We start from the raw sequence: 14958 nt of genomic DNA, 5'->3' as shown, positions 1-14958 counted from the left end.
TTACGCGTCCTTCCGGGCCGCCGCGATCTGACGGCTCATGATGGTGGTGAGTTCGTAGGCCGTGTGCGAGGCCGCGACCGAGGTGATCTCGGCGTGGTCGTAGGCCGGGGCGACCTCGACCACGTCGGCCGAGACCAGGTTGCAGGAGGCGAGGCCGCGCAGGATCTCCAGCAGCTCGCGGGAGGTCATGCCGCCCGCCTCGGGGGTGCCGGTGCCGGGGGCGTGGGCAGGGTCGAGGCAGTCGATGTCGATGGAGATGTACAGCGGGCGGTCGCCGATGCGCTGGCGGAGCTGGTCGGCGACCTCGTCGGCGCCCCGGCGGTAGACGTCCGCCGAGGTGACGATGCCGAAGCCCATCTTCTCGTCGTCGGTGAGGTCCTGCTTGCCGTACAGCGGGCCGCGGGTGCCCACGTGGGACAGCGCCTCGGTGTCGAGGATGCCCTCCTCCACCGCGCGGCGGAACGGCGTGCCGTGCGTGTACTCGGCGCCGAAGTAGGTGTCCCAGGTGTCCAGGTGCGCGTCGAAGTGCAGCAGCGCCACCGGGCCGTGCTTCTTGGCGACCGAGCGCAGCAGCGGCAGCGCGATGGTGTGGTCGCCGCCCAGCGTCATCAGGCGGGCGCCGGTGCCGAGCAGGTCGTCGGCGGCGGCCTCTATGGTGTCGACGGCCTCGTTGATGTTGAACGGGTTCACCGCGATGTCGCCGCCGTCCGCGACCTGCGCGAGGGCGAAGGGGGAGGCGTCCTGCGCGGGGTTGTACGGGCGCAGCAGCCGGGACGCCTCGCGGATGGCGTTGCCGCCGAAGCGGGCGCCCGGCCGGTACGAGACGCCGGAGTCGAACGGCACGCCGACCACGGCGACGTCGGCGCGGCCGACCTCGTCCAGGCGGGGCAGCCGGGCGAAGGTCGCGGGACCCGCGTAGCGCGGGACGCGGGAGGAGTCGACGGGCCCGCGGGGCGTCTCGGTGCTGCTCATCGTGAAATGCCTTCTTCCTTGCGCTTCGTCGCGCATGTACTGCTTTCCGTACGACTCTACTGGTGAGCCGGGACGGGTTCGGACGGGAGTTCGGGGGACTTGCCGGCGAGGCGGTCGCGCCAGGCGGCGAGGACGCGTTCGTCGGTGGGCTTCGTGGCCAGGGAGACCACGAGGTAGGCGGCGAGGGAGGCGAGCAGGCCGTAGTAGACGGGCTCGTTGGCGAGGATGCCGTAGCCCGCCATCAGGCCGATCACCGCGAGGCCGCCCACGATCACCGAGGCCAGCGCGCCCTGCACGGTGCCGCGCTTCCACAGCAGTCCGCCGAGGATGGGCACGAGCAGTCCGCCGACGAGGAGGTTGTACGCGACCGTGAGCGCCTCGACCACGTTGTTCAGCGCGATGGCGGTGCCGATCACGACGAGGCCCATGATCAGGATGAAGACACGGTTGCCCTTCACCTCGTCGTGCTCCTCGCCGCCGGGCCGCACCATCCCCCGCAGCCGGGACCAGATGTCGTTGTTGGCGACGGTCGCGCAGGCGATCAGGGCACCGGAGGACGTGGACATCACGGCGGCGAGGGCGGCGGCCAGCACCAGGCCCCGCACGCCGATGGGGAGTTCGTCCTTGACGATGGTGGCGAAGGCGTCGTCGGGGCTCGCGAGCTTGGGGTAGAGCACCTTGGCGGCGGTGCCGATCACCGCGCCGGCGACGGCGTAGACCAGGCAGTACGTGCCCGCCGCGGTGCCGCCCCACTTGGCGGTGCGGTCGTCACGGGCGGTGAACACGCGCTGCCAGATGTCCTGGCCGATCAGCATGCCGAAGGTGTAGATCAGCACATAGGTGAAGATCGTCTCGCCGCCGATGCCCAGCGGGTCGAAGTACGAGGTCGGCAGCTTCGCCTTCATCTCCGAGAAACCGCCCGCCTTGACCACGGCGATGGGCAGCAGCAGGAGCAGCACGCCGATGGTCTTCACCACGAACTGCACCATGTCGGTGAGCGTGATCGACCACATGCCGCCGAGGGTGGAGTAGGCGACGACGATCGAGCCGCCGAGGACGATCGCCAGGGTGCGGTTCATGTCGAACAGCACGTCGAAGATCGTGGCGTAGGCGATGGTCGAGGTGACCGCGAGCATCAGGGTGTACGCCCACATGACGACGCCGGAGATGACCCCGGCCCGGCCGCCGTAGCGCAGGTCCAGCATCTCGGAGACGGTGTAGACCTTCAGCCGGGCGATGCGGGCGGAGAAGAACACCGACAGGGCGAGCAGACCGAGGCCGATGGTGAAGACCATCCAGGCGCCGGAGAGGCCGTACTTGTAGCCGAGGCCGACCCCGCCGATGGTGGACGCGCCGCCGAGGACGATGGCGGCCATGGTGCCGGAGTACATGGCCGGACCCAGTCTGCGGCCGGCCACCAGGAACTCGCTCTTCGACTTGGCGCGGCGCATGCCCCACCAGCCCATGGCCAGCATCCCGGCGAGATAGACGACGATCACTGTGTAGTCGACGGCCATGGGCTGGGGCCCTCCTTCGCGCGCTTTTCCGGTGGCGTGTCGTGCTCTGGCGTGGGGGTGTCGACGGCAGCGGTTCGCGGGGACATCCGCCCGTACCCGCGGCTGCCGTTCCGCTAGACGATAGGTGGCCGGAAAGCGACTGCGAAGTGTACGTTTCATCCATATGAACGGGGCTGGCAGGAGGATGTGCACACCATGTCTGAGCCGATCGCGCCGGCCGTCCCGCCGACCCCGCCCGTGGCGCTCTCCGCGCTGCTGGCCCGCGAGGATCTTGGCCTGCGGCAGATCGCCGGTCCCCCGGCCCAGGACACGGTGATCCACTGGGCGCACACCTCGGAGATGGCCGACCCGTACCCCTATCTGCTGGGCGGCGAGCTGCTGCTGACGGCCGGGGTGCACGTGCCGGAGGCGGCCGGGGCGGATGGGGGCGCCCCCTGCTCGAGCGGAGTCGGGAGCTCGGGGGACTACTTCGAGGACTACGTGTCCCGGATCGTCGCGGCGGGCGGCGCCGCCCTCGGCTTCGGCCTGGCCCCGGTGCACGACACGGTGCCGCGCGCGCTGGTCGCCGCCTGCGAGGCGTACGGGCTCCCCCTGCTGGAGGTGCCGCCCCGGACCACGTTCTCCGGCATCGCCCGCGCGGTCTGGCAACTGATGGCACAGGCCCGCCTGGCCGAACTGCGCCGCGTCACGGAGGCCCAGCAGAGCCTGGCCGCCGCGGCCTCCCGCCCCGACCCGGTCCCTTCGGTCCTGCGCCAGCTCGCCCAGCGGCTCTCCGGGCAGGCCCTTCTCTACGGCCCCGACGGCACGGTGGTCGCGGGCGCGGGCCGCGCTCCGGTGCCCGGCACGCGGGAGGCGCTGCGGAAGCTGACGGGGGTGGTGCGGCCGGGAGGCGTCACGGAACCCGGTGCGCCCGCAGAGCAGTGCGGGCCCGGTGGCCAGGCGGGCGGACCCACCGCTCCGACCGCGTCCGGCGCCCCCGGCGACGGGTCCCCGGCCGCCCCGCCCGAGCCCGGCCCCGCCCGGGCCACCCCCGCCTCGGCCACCGACGCCCTCGCAGACACCCAGTTGACCGCCTACGCCCTCGGCGGCGGCAGCGGTTTCGTGCTCGGCGTGGCCACCAGGCGGCGCGAGCAGGCGGACCACACCATCGCCTCCGTCGCCGCCGTGCTGCTCTCCCTGCTGACCGGCGAGCACCAGAGCGGGGCGGGCGCGGCGCGCTCCTCGGCGCTGGTGCGGCTGCTGCTGGGGGCGGCCCCGGCGGAGGTGGCCGCGCTGCTGGGGGACGGCGGGCGGTGGCTGGTCGTGCACGCCCGCCCGGAGAACGGCACGCCGGACCCCATGGGCGCGGCCGCACTCGGCGCGGCGCTCGGTTCCCCCTTGATCGACCTGGACCGTGACGTCGTACGCGTCCTCGTGCCCGCCGAGCGGGAGCCGGCCGCGCAGCCCGGCTGGACGCTCGGCGTCGGCGCCCCCGCCGGCCCCGCCGACTGGCCGTCCGCCGACGCGCAGGCCGCCCGCGCGCTGGCCCGCGCCCGCGCCACCCGTGCCCCGCTGGTCCGGCACGGAGCCCGGCCGGGGCTGACGGACCTGGTGCCGCGCGCGGACGCGGAGGAGTACGCGCGGGTCCTCCTCGCACCGCTCGCCGCGGGCCCGGCGCTGACCGAGACTCTGCGCACCTGGCTCTCGCTGCACGGCAGTTGGGACCGCACCGCGGTGGCGCTGGACGTGCACCGCAACACCGTCCGCCAGCGCATCACCCGCTGCGCGGCCCTTCTGGACACGGATCTGGACGATCCGGACGTACGGATGGAGCTGTGGTTCGCCCTGCGTGACAACTAGATCATCAAGGTCCCCCGGAAGAGGGGCGTCCCGGAGACGGAGGATCGTTCGCTGCCCCACAATGGGGGGCATGCCGATATCCGGGACGCCCAGCCGTGCTCAGCTCGTCGACCATCTGGTGAGGACGCGGATCGCGGGGGACGTGGCCACGCCCCGCGAGAACAACCTCTCCCACTACCGCAGGCTGGCCAATGGCGACCGGCACTTCTGGCTCGGTCTGGAGCTGGGCGACAGGTGGACCGACGAGCAGGACGTGCTCGCGGTGATGGCCGAGCGGGTCGGTGTCGACGACGACGCCGAGCACCGGTACGGGCAGGACACCATCGACCCGGAGCTGACCGTGGCCGCGCTGGAGCGCCTCGCGCAGCGGCTGCGCAAGGCGGCCGAGGACCGGCAGCGGGTGCTGTTCGCCACCGGTCATCCCGGCGGCCTGCTGGACGTGCACCGGGCCACCGCCGCCGCGCTGCGCGCCGCGGGCTGCGAGATCGTGGTCATCCCGGAGCGGCTGCAGACGGACGAGGGGTACGTCATGCAGTTCGCCGACGTGGCCGTCCTGGAGCACGGCGCGACCCTGTGGCACACGCACTCCGGTGAGCCGATGCGCGCCATCCTCACGGGACTTGAGCGCGAGGGACGCGAGCTGCCGGACCTCGTCGTGGCCGACCACGGCTGGGCCGGGTACGCGGCGCAGCACGGCGTGGACGCGGTCGGGTACGCCGACTGCAACGACCCGGCGCTGTTCCTCGCCGAGGCCGAGGGCACCCTCCAAGTGGCGGTGCCGCTCGACGACCATGTGGTCAGCCCCCGGTACTACGACCCGATGACGGCGTATCTGCTGGACCAGGCCGGACTCGGCTGAGCCTGCCCCGAACGCGAGGTGCGGCCCCCGGAGGGACCGCACGTCTCGCTCAGGTTGCGGTGTTGTCAGCGACCGTGACCGCCGCCGCCGCCGTGGCCGCCACCGCCGTGACCGCCACCGCCATGGCCGCCACCGTAGCCGCCGCCATGACCGCCGCCGTAGCCGCCGCCGTGACCGTTGCCGTAGCCGCCGTGGCCGTAACCGCCGTGGCCGTAGCCACCCCAGTTGTTGTCGTAGTCACCCCAGTTGTTCCAGTTGTTGTTGTGGTGGTTGCCGTGACGACCCCAACCCCAGTCGTCGTCGTTCCACCAGCCTCGGTCGTTGTACCTGTTGTGGTGACCGTCCCGGTAGTCCCGGTCGTAGGAGCTGTGGTGGCCGTTCTGGGTCGCCGAAGCGGTGCCCGCGGCGCCCACCGCTGCTCCGCCGGCCAGCAGCAGGCCGGTTGCGGACAGGGCGACAAGACGCCTCGCGCGCGTTGATCGCATGAGAAATTACCTTCCATCTCCATCGTCTCTCGCGATCCCGATCTGGGTGCGAGGGTGGATGGCCGTCACCGCGAAGAGGAAGATTGCGGCACGGTCTTCAGGTGTCACCGCAGTGTGCTGAGCGGCACGATCGAGCTCCGCCGACGCCTTACAGACCACCTGTGCGCATTCACGCCATCAAGTGCTGCGGCTGAGGTCCTCGAATCCGGAATCCTCGTCGCCGGGCAAGCCGTGTGCTGCGGCCTTCACTCATGAAGCCTAGTCCCGGATGCGTCGCGCGTCCTGTTGAGCGGTCTACTGAGTGACGAGCCCTCGCAGGCGCCACCCGCACGGCGCGGGGGCCCTCGCGTCCGAGGGCGCCGGGAGCCCCGCGGAGGGGATCATCTCCGGCGCCCGGCAATGGACTTGACGCCTCAGCGCGGTACGCGGACCACGCCCTCCTGGACGACGGAGATGGCGAGAGAGCCGTCCCGTGTGTAGATCCGGGCCTGGCCCAGACCCCGGCCGCCGTGCGCGGAGGGTGACTCCTGGTCGTACAGCAGCCACTCGTCGGCGCGGAAGGGGCGGTGGAACCACATCGCGTGGTCCAGGGAGGCCCCGACCACGTCCCCGACGGCCCAGCCGCCGCGCCCGTGGGCGAGCAGCACCGAGTCGAGCAGGGTCATGTCGGAGACGTAGGTGGCGAGGACGACGTGCAGCAGGGGGTCGTCGTCCAGCTTGCCGTTGGCGCGGAACCAGACCTGGCTGTGCGGCTCGCGCGGGGCGCCGAACTCGCCGTAGGGCGGCTCGTCCACGTACCGCAGGTCGATCGCCTCGCGGGCCTCCAGGAAGCGCTCCACGACCTCGGGGTCGAGGTGGGCGTAGCCGCGCAGGCGTTCCTGGGAGGTGGGCAGGGTGGCCGGGTCGGGCGCCGGCGGCATGGGCGCCTGGTGGTCGAGGCCGTCCTCGTACGTCTGGAAGGACGCGGAGAGATGGAAGATCGGCTTGCCGTGCTGGACGGCGACCACGCGGCGGGTGGTGAAGGAGCGGCCGTCACGGATGCGGTCGACGCTGTAGACGATCGGCGCGCCGGGGTCGCCGGTGCGCAGGAAGTACGCGTGCAGCGAGTGGGCGGCACGGTCGGCGGGGACCGTGCGCCCCGCCGCGACCAGCGCCTGTGCGGCGACCTGGCCGCCGAAGACGCGGGGGATGACGGCGGAGCGGGACTGCCCGCGGTAGATGTCCTCCTCGATCCGCTCGAGGTCGAGCAGATCGAGGAGGTCCTGAAGTGCCTGGCTCATGTCGTGTAGTTGTACCGGCCAGTCATTGCGGGGGCCTTACAGGCCCATGTCCTTGGCGATGATCGACTTCATGATCTCGCTGGTGCCGCCGTAGATGCGGTTGACCCGGTTGTCCGCGTACAGGCGGGCGATCGGGTACTCGTTCATGTAGCCGTAGCCGCCGTGGAGCTGGAGGCAGCGGTCGATCACGCGGTGGGCGACCTCGGTGCAGAACAGCTTGGCGGAGGCGGCCTCGGCGGGGGTCAGCTCGCCGGCGTCCAGCGCCTCGGTCGCGCGGTCGGCGACGGCCTCGGCGGCGTCCACCTCGGCCTGGCAGGCGGCCAGCTCGAACTTGGTGTTCTGGAAGTGGGACACCGGCTTGCCGAAGACCGTGCGGTCCTGCACGTAGTTCTTGGCGAAGCGGACGGCGGCCTTGGCCTGGGCGTAGGCGCCGAAGGCGATGCCCCAGCGCTCGGAGGCCAGGTTGTGGCCGAGGTAGTAGAAGCCCTTGTTCTCCTCGCCGAGCAGGTCCTCGACGGGGACCTTGACGTCCACGAAGGCGAGTTCGGCGGTGTCGGAGGTCTTCAGACCGAGCTTGTCCAGCTTGCGGCCCACCGAGTAGCCCTCGGACTTGGTGTCCACGGCGAAGAGGGAGATGCCGAACCGGCGGTCGTCCTCCTTCGGGGCGGAGGTGCGGGCGCAGACGATGACCTTGTCGGCGTGCACACCGCCGGTGATGAAGGTCTTGGCGCCGTTGAGGACGTAGTGCGTGCCGTCCTCGGAGAGCTTGGCGGTGGTCTTCATGCCCGCGAGGTCCGAGCCGGTGCCCGGCTCGGTCATCGCGATGGCCCACATCTCCTCGCCGGTGACGAACTTCGGCAGGAAACGCTTCTTCTGCTCGTCCGTGGCCAGCATCTTGATGTAGGGCAGGGCGAGCAGGACGTGCACGCCGGAGCCGCCGAACTGGACGCCCGCGCGGGCGGTCTCCTCGTACAGGACGGCCTCGAACTTGTGGCTGTCCATGCCGGCACCACCGAACTCCTCGGGGACGTTGATCCCGAAGATGCCCAGCTCGCCGAGCTTGTAGTAGAAGTCCCGCGGCGCCTGACCGGCCGCGAACCACTCGTCGTAGACCGGCACGACCTCGGCCTCGATGAAGGCCCGAAGGGTCTCCCGGAACGCCTCGTGATCCTCACTGAAAACCGTACGGCGCACGCCGCCACCTCCACGTACCTCGGCATGACATCGAGCATGTCTAAGCGCTTGCTCAACCGAAGGTACCGGCGAGTACGTTCACCCGTCCAGGGTGAGCTTCCCCACCCCGGACGACTGCCGGTTCCCGGCCTTGCCCTACCGCCCGAAGTCGGCGGTGTCGATCAGCCAGGGGGCCGAAGGGGACGGTGCGTGACGCTTCGGCCGGAGCGTACCGAGGGGAAGGCCGCCGAGACCCGCCGTCAGGCGCCCGCCGCCGCGAACGCCCCCCGTGCCATCCGGTGCAGCAGCGCCGCCGTCACCGTTCGGCCCGGAAGGGTGCCGGCCCGGCCGAGGTGGGGGGTGGAGTTGAGGAGGCCGAAGACGGAGTGGACCGCGGAGCGGGCGGCGGGCTCCGTGAGGGCCGGGTAGACCTCGCGGACGACGCCGACCCAGAGTTCGACGTACTGGCGCTGGAGCTGGCGGACCAGCTTGCGGTCGCTGTCGCGCAGCCGGTCCAGCTCGCGGTCGTGGAGGGTGATCAGGGGGCGGTCGTCCAGGGCGAAGTCGATGTGGCCCTCGATGAGGGAGTCCAGCACCTCGGAGGCGCCCGCGTGGCCGTCCGTCTCCGCCAGGCGGCGGCGCGCCCCGGTGAGGAGCTGGCCGCTGATGCCCACCAGCAGCTCCGCGAGCATCGCGTCCTTGCCGGGGAAGTGCCGGTACAGGCCGGGGCCGCTGATGCCGACCGCCGCCCCTATCTCGTCCACGCCCACGCCGTGGAACCCGCGCTCGGCGAAGAGGCGGGCGGCCTCCCTGAGGATCTGCTGCCGCCTGGTCGGGGCGTCGGTTCTGCTGGCCATGCGGTTCATTCTAGACAGGGAGGTTAGCGGTCGTTAACCTGAGGGAAATGCGTTAACGCTCATTAACAAGGTGAGGGGTTCGCAGGATGCACGAGGCACCGGAGCTGACGAGCGCGGCGGATCCCGCGTCGGAGGCGTGGCGGGCCAATGAACGGGCCCATCTCGCCCTCGGCGAGGAGCTGCGCGCCAAGCTGGCGTCAGCGGCCCTCGGCGGCGGGGAGAAGGCGCGCGCCCGGCACACCGCGCGCGGCAAGCTGCTGCCGAGGGACCGGGTGGACGCCCTGCTCGATCCCGGCTCCCCCTTCCTGGAGCTGGCCCCCCTCGCGGCCGACGGGATGTACGACGGCCAGGCCCCGGCCGCCGGGGTGATCGCCGGGATCGGCCGGGTCAGCGGCCGCGAGTGCGTGATCGTCGCCAACGACGCGACCGTCAAGGGCGGCACGTACTACCCGATGACGGTGAAGAAGCACCTGCGCGCCCAGGAGGTGGCCCTCGACAACCGCCTGCCCTGCGTCTACCTGGTGGACTCCGGCGGCGCCTTCCTGCCCATGCAGGACGAGGTCTTCCCCGACCGCGACCACTTCGGCCGCATCTTCTACAACCAGGCCCGCATGTCCGCGGCCGGCATCCCGCAGATCGCCGCCGTCCTCGGCTCCTGCACGGCCGGCGGCGCGTACGTCCCGGCGATGAGCGACGAGGCGGTGATCGTCCGCGACCAGGGCACGATCTTCCTCGGCGGCCCCCCGCTGGTGAAGGCCGCCACCGGCGAGGTCGTGACGGCGGAGGAGCTGGGCGGCGGCGAGGTCCACTCCCGTGTCTCCGGCGTCACCGACCACCTCGCGGAGGACGACGCGCACGCGCTGAGGATCGTGCGGAACATCGTCGCCACCCTCCCCGCCCGCAACGACGCCCCCTGGGAGGTGACGGCGGCCGTCGAGCCGAAGGTCGACCCCTTCGGGCTGTACGGCGCGGTCCCGGTCGACTCCCGCACCCCCTACGACGTCCGCGAGATCATCGCCCGCGTGGTGGACGGCTCGCGGTTCAGCGAGTTCAAGTCCGAGTTCGGGCAGACCCTGGTCACCGGCTTCGCCCGTATCCACGGCCACCCGGTCGGCATCGTCGCCAACAACGGCATCCTGTTCTCCGAGTCCGCCCAGAAGGGCGCGCACTTCATCGAGCTGTGCGACCAGCGCGGCATCCCGCTGGTCTTCCTCCAGAACATCTCCGGCTTCATGGTCGGCAGGGACTACGAGGCGGGCGGCATCGCCAAGCACGGCGCGAAGATGGTCACCGCGGTGGCCTGCACGCGCGTGCCGAAACTGACGGTGGTCGTCGGCGGCTCGTACGGCGCGGGCAACTACTCGATGTGCGGCCGCGCCTACTCCCCCCGCTTCATGTGGATGTGGCCCGGCGCCAAGATCTCCGTCATGGGCGGCGAGCAGGCCGCCTCGGTGCTCGCCACGGTCAAGCGGGACCAGATGGAGGCGCGCGGCGAGGAGTGGCCCGCCGAGGACGAGGACGCCTTCAAGGCCCCGATCCGCGCGCAGTACGAGGGCCAGGGCAGCGCCTACTACGCCACGGCCCGCCTCTGGGACGACGGTGTGATCGACCCGCTCCAGACCCGTCAGGTGCTCGGACTCGCCCTGACCGCCTGTGCCAACGCGCCGCTGGGAGAGCCCCGGTTCGGCGTCTTCCGGATGTGAGAGGGAGGGGAACTTCCGTGTTCGACACAGTGCTGGTCGCCAACCGGGGCGAGATCGCCGTACGGGTCGTCCGTACGCTCCGTGCGCTCGGCGTGCGCTCGGTGGCGGTCTTCTCCGACGCCGACGCCGACGCGCGGCACGTCCGGGAGGCCGACACGGCCGTCCGGATCGGCCCCGCCCCGGCTTCGGAGAGCTATCTGTCGGTGGAGCGGCTGCTGGAGGCCGCCGCCCGCACCGGCGCCCAGGCCGTCCACCCCGGCTACGGCTTCCTCGCCGAGAACGCCGGCTTCGCGCGCGCCTGCGAGGAGGCGGGGCTCGTCTTCATCGGGCCGTCCGCCGACGCCATCGCCCTGATGGGCGACAAGATCCGGGCCAAGGAGACGGTGCGGGCGGCCGGGGTGCCGGTCGTGCCGGGGTCCAGCGGCAGCGGGCTCACCGACGCCGAACTGGCCGACGCCGCCCGCGAGATCGGGATGCCGGTGCTGCTCAAGCCCTCGGCGGGCGGCGGCGGCAAGGGCATGCGCCTGGTGCGGGACGAGAGCGCGCTGGCCGAGGAGATCGCGGCCGCCCGCCGCGAGGCCCGCGCCTCCTTCGGCGACGACACCCTGCTGGTTGAGCGGTGGATCGACCGCCCGAGGCACATCGAGATCCAGGTGCTCGCCGACGGCCACGGAAACGTGGTCCACCTCGGCGAGCGCGAGTGCTCGCTCCAGCGGCGCCACCAGAAGATCATCGAGGAGGCGCCGAGCGTGCTCCTTGACGAGGCGACGCGCGCCGCGATGGGCGAGGCGGCCGTGCAGGCGGCCCGTTCGTGCGGGTACCGGGGCGCGGGCACGGTGGAGTTCATCGTGCCGGGCAACGACCCGTCCTCGTACTACTTCATGGAGATGAACACCCGCCTCCAGGTCGAGCACCCGGTCACCGAGCTGATCACCGGCCTCGACCTGGTCGAGTGGCAGCTCCGGGTCGCCGCCGGTGAGCCGCTGGGCTTCGCCCAGGAGGACGTGACCCTGACCGGGCACGCGGTGGAGGCCCGCATCTGCGCCGAGGACCCCTCCCGCGGCTTCCTCCCCTCGGGCGGCACGGTCCTGCTGCTGGCCGAGCCCCAGGGCGACGGGGTCCGCACCGACTCCGGGCTCAGCGAGGGCACCGAGGTCGGCAGCCTGTACGACCCGATGCTGTCCAAGGTGATCGCCTACGGCCCCGACCGCGCGACCGCCCTGCGCAAGCTGCGCGCCGCCCTGGCGGAGACGGTCACGCTGGGCGTCCCGACCAACGCGGGCTTCCTGCGCAGGCTGCTGGCGCACCCCGCGGTGGTCGCGGGCGAGCTGGACACCGGGCTGGTGGAGCGCGCGGTGGACGACCTGATCCCGGACGAGGTCCCGGAGGAGGTCTACGAGGCTGCGGCGGCCGTACGCCTGGAGGAGCTGCGCCCCACGGGCGACGGCTGGGTGGACCCCTTCTCGGTGCCGGACGGCTGGCGGCTGAGCGGGACCCCGAAGCCGGTGTCGTTCCCGCTGCGTGTCGCGGGACTCGAACCCGTCACCCGGGCCGCCCGCGCTGCCGAGGTCACCGACGACCGGGTGACCGTGACCCTGGACGGCGTCCGCCACACCTTCCGCCGCGCCGCCGACTGGCTCGGGCGGGACGGTGACGCCTGGCAGGTGCGCGACCACGACCCGGTCGCCGCCTCGCTGAGCCGCTCCGCGCACGCGGGCGCCGACTCGCTGACCGCGCCCATGCCGGGCACGGTGACGGTGGTGAAGGTGGCCGTGGGCGACGTGGTCGAGGCCGGGCAGAGCCTGCTGGTGGTGGAGGCGATGAAGATGGAGCACGTCGTCTCCGCCCCGCACGCGGGCACGGTCGCCGAACTCGACGTGACGCCCGGCAGCACGGTCGCCATGGACCAGGTGCTGGCCGTCATCGCGCCGAAGGAGCCGAAGGGGGAGACGGAATGAGCGCGCTGCCCATGGTCGTCCCCGAGCCCGGCCTGCCCGCGCGGGTCCGTATCCACGAGGTGGGCGCGCGGGACGGGCTGCAGAACGAGAAGACGGCCGTACCGACCAAGGTGAAGGCGGAGTTCATCCGCCGGCTGCGCGAGGCGGGCCTGACCACCATCGAGGCGACCAGCTTCGTGCACCCCAAGTGGGTGCCCCAACTGGCGGACGCCGAGGAGCTTTTCCCGCAGCTTTCCGATGTGGACGCCGAACTCCCGGTGCTGGTGCCCAACCAGCGCGGCCTGGACCGGGCGCTGGCGCTCGGGGCCCGCCGCATCGCTGTGTTCGCCAGCGCGACGGAGTCCTTCGCCAAGGCCAACCTCAACCGCACGGTGGACGAGTCGCTGGCCGTGTTCGAGCCGGTGGTACGGCAGGCGAAGGACGCGGGCGCCCATGTGCGCGGCTATGTGTCGATGTGCTTCGGCGACCCCTGGGAGAGCGAGGTACCGCTCCCCCAGGTGGTCCGGGTGTGCGCGGCCCTGAGGGACATGGGCTGCGACGAACTGAGCCTCGGCGACACCATCGGCGTCGCCACCCCCGGCCAGGTCCGCGCCCTGCTCACCCTGCTGAACGAGGCGGGCCTGCAGACGGCCGGACTGGGCGTCCACTTCCACGACACGTACGGCCAGGCGCTCGCCAACACCTACGCGGCGCTCCAGCACGGCGTCACCACCGTCGACGCCTCCGCGGGCGGCCTCGGCGGCTGCCCGTACGCCAAGTCCGCCACCGGCAACCTCGCCACCGAGGACCTGGTCTGGATGCTGCGCGGCCTCGGCATCGAGACCGGGGTCGACCTCGAAGCGCTGACCGCCACCAGCGTCTGGATGGCGGGCCACCTGGGCCGCCCGAGCCCCTCCCGCACCGTCCGCGCCCTCGGTAACACGACACAGCCCGACAAGGACCAGTGATCAGCATGGACCACCGCCTCAGCTCCGAGCTGGAGGAACTCCGCCGCACGGTGGAGGAGTTCGCGCACGACGTCGTGGCGCCGAAGATCGGCGACTTCTACGAGCGGCACGAGTTCCCGTACGAGATCGTCCGCGAGATGGGCCGCATGGGCCTGTTCGGGCTGCCGTTCCCGGAGGAGTACGGCGGGATGGGCGGCGACTATCTGGCGCTGGGCATCGCGCTGGAGGAACTGGCCCGGGTCGACTCCTCGGTGGCCATCACCCTGGAGGCGGGCGTCTCGCTGGGGGCCATGCCGATCCACCTGTTCGGCACCGAGGAGCAGAAGGCCGAGTGGCTGCCCCGGCTGTGCGCGGGCGAGATCCTGGGCGCGTTCGGGCTGACCGAGCCGGACGGCGGATCGGACGCGGGCGCGACCCGTACGACGGCCCGCCTCGACCCGGACACCGACGAATGGGTCATCAACGGCACCAAGTGCTTCATCACCAACTCCGGGACCGACATCACCGGCCTGGTGACGGTCACGGCGGTCACCGGCCGCAAGCCGGACGGCAAGCCGCTGATCTCCTCGATCATCGTCCCCTCGGGCACCCCCGGCTTCACCGTCGCCGCCCCCTACTCCAAGGTCGGCTGGAACGCCTCGGACACCCGCGAGCTGTCCTTCCAGGACGTCCGTGTCCCCGCCGCCAACCTGTTGGGCGAGGAGGGCCGCGGCTACGCCCAGTTCCTGCGCATCCTCGACGAGGGCCGCATCGCCATCGCCGCGCTGGGCACCGGGCTCGCGCAGGGCTGTGTGGACGAGTCGGTGCGGTACGCCAAGGAGCGGCAGGCGTTCGGCCGGCCGATCGGCGCCAACCAGGCCATCCAGTTCAAGCTGGCCGACATGGAGATGAAGGCGCACACCGCCCGCCTCGCCTGGCGGGACGCGGCGGCCCGGCTGGTGGCGGGCGAGCCGTTCAAGAAGGAGGCGGCCATCGCCAAGCTGTACTCCTCCACGGTCGCCGTGGACAACGCCCGCGAAGCCACCCAGATCCACGGCGGCTACGGCTTCATGAACGAGTACCCGGTGGCCCGCATGTGGCGCGACTCCAAGATCCTGGAGATCGGCGAGGGCACGAGCGAGGTCCAACGCATGCTGATCGCCCGCGAGTTGGGCCTGACCGGCTGAGAGCGGCCTGACGCGGGGGCGCAAGACGGCGTCCCCGCGTGATGCCTGATGTCGGCGGGGAGGTGCCGGGACAGGGTCCTGGCCCGCGGCCGACCCCCAGGGCGCCGCCGCGGCGATCGCCAAGGCGTTCGCGTCCTGGAAGGACTCCGAGCAGGGCTACGCGTCCGTCTACGACGTCTACGGCAACGCCATGGTGACGAAC

The 14958-nt window shown here is 71.9% G+C and carries 12 protein-coding genes; 6 read left to right on the top strand and 6 right to left on the bottom strand.

Annotated features, from left to right (window positions below):
• Together speB and HEK131_RS04680 are read right to left on the bottom strand one after the other, a co-directional pair.
• Nucleotides 1-972 (bottom strand): agmatinase, encoded by a 972-nt coding sequence (gene speB, locus HEK131_RS04685; RefSeq protein WP_217461827.1) that lies wholly within the window; start codon nt 970-972, stop codon nt 1-3.
• Nucleotides 973-1028: 56 nt separating this feature from the next.
• A complete protein-coding gene (locus HEK131_RS04680; RefSeq protein ID WP_217461828.1) occupies nt 1029-2489 on the bottom strand; it encodes a sodium:solute symporter in 1461 nt (486 codons plus the stop codon).
• A gap of 195 nt (nt 2490-2684) precedes the next feature.
• On the opposite strand from HEK131_RS04680, the gene HEK131_RS04675 reads away from it, so the two are divergent.
• Nucleotides 2685-4328, top strand: a complete 1644-nt coding sequence (locus tag HEK131_RS04675) for a PucR family transcriptional regulator (RefSeq protein WP_244333768.1) — start codon at nt 2685-2687, stop codon at nt 4326-4328.
• A 70-nt stretch (nt 4329-4398) separates the two neighbouring features.
• Nucleotides 4399-5187 carry a phosphatase gene (locus HEK131_RS04670; protein WP_161150512.1) on the top strand — a complete coding sequence of 263 codons (789 nt, stop codon included), beginning with the start codon at nt 4399-4401 and terminating at the stop codon, nt 5185-5187.
• A gap of 65 nt (nt 5188-5252) precedes the next feature.
• Here HEK131_RS04670 and HEK131_RS04665 read toward each other — a convergent pair whose 3' ends face one another.
• The 4 genes from HEK131_RS04665 to HEK131_RS04650 all read right to left on the bottom strand — a co-directional run bounded on the left by HEK131_RS04665 (nt 5253) and on the right by HEK131_RS04650 (nt 8982).
• Nucleotides 5253-5672, bottom strand: coding sequence for a hypothetical protein (locus HEK131_RS04665; protein WP_217461662.1), 420 nt, complete (start codon nt 5670-5672; stop codon nt 5253-5255).
• Between the two features lie 413 nt (nt 5673-6085).
• Nucleotides 6086-6952, bottom strand: coding sequence for an acyl-CoA thioesterase II (tesB, locus tag HEK131_RS04660; RefSeq protein WP_244333767.1), 867 nt, complete (start codon nt 6950-6952; stop codon nt 6086-6088).
• A gap of 36 nt (nt 6953-6988) precedes the next feature.
• Nucleotides 6989-8146 carry an acyl-CoA dehydrogenase family protein gene (locus HEK131_RS04655; RefSeq protein WP_161150510.1) on the bottom strand — a complete coding sequence of 386 codons (1158 nt, stop codon included), beginning with the start codon at nt 8144-8146 and terminating at the stop codon, nt 6989-6991.
• 239 nt (nt 8147-8385) lie between these two features.
• Complete coding sequence (locus HEK131_RS04650; protein ID WP_244333766.1) at nt 8386-8982, bottom strand: SACE_7040 family transcriptional regulator; 597 nt, start codon at nt 8980-8982, stop codon at nt 8386-8388.
• Between the two features lie 86 nt (nt 8983-9068).
• Between HEK131_RS04650 and HEK131_RS04645 the strand changes: the two genes are divergently transcribed.
• Genes HEK131_RS04645 through HEK131_RS04630 form a run of 4 tightly spaced genes read left to right on the top strand, consistent with a single transcriptional unit; the run spans nt 9069 to nt 14756 of the window.
• A complete protein-coding gene (locus HEK131_RS04645; protein ID WP_244333765.1) occupies nt 9069-10685 on the top strand; it encodes a carboxyl transferase domain-containing protein in 1617 nt (538 codons plus the stop codon).
• Nucleotides 10686-10702: 17 nt separating this feature from the next.
• On the top strand, nt 10703-12643 hold the full coding sequence (locus tag HEK131_RS04640) for an acetyl-CoA carboxylase biotin carboxylase subunit (RefSeq protein WP_244333764.1): 1941 nt from the start codon (nt 10703-10705) through the stop codon (nt 12641-12643).
• A complete protein-coding gene (locus HEK131_RS04635) occupies nt 12640-13590 on the top strand; it encodes a hydroxymethylglutaryl-CoA lyase (protein WP_244333763.1) in 951 nt (316 codons plus the stop codon). Before HEK131_RS04640 ends, HEK131_RS04635 begins: the two co-directional genes overlap by 4 nt.
• A gap of 5 nt (nt 13591-13595) precedes the next feature.
• Nucleotides 13596-14756: an acyl-CoA dehydrogenase family protein gene (locus HEK131_RS04630; protein ID WP_244333762.1), complete on the top strand. Its 1161-nt coding sequence runs from the start codon at nt 13596-13598 to the stop codon at nt 14754-14756.
• Nucleotides 14757-14958: the final 202 nt, after the last annotated feature.

It is taken from the genome of Streptomyces seoulensis (assembly GCF_022846655.1).
Lineage (GTDB): Bacteria > Actinomycetota > Actinomycetes > Streptomycetales > Streptomycetaceae > Streptomyces.
The sequence above is the reverse complement of the archived record's forward strand: the minus strand, read 5'-3'. Positions and strand labels throughout refer to the sequence as shown.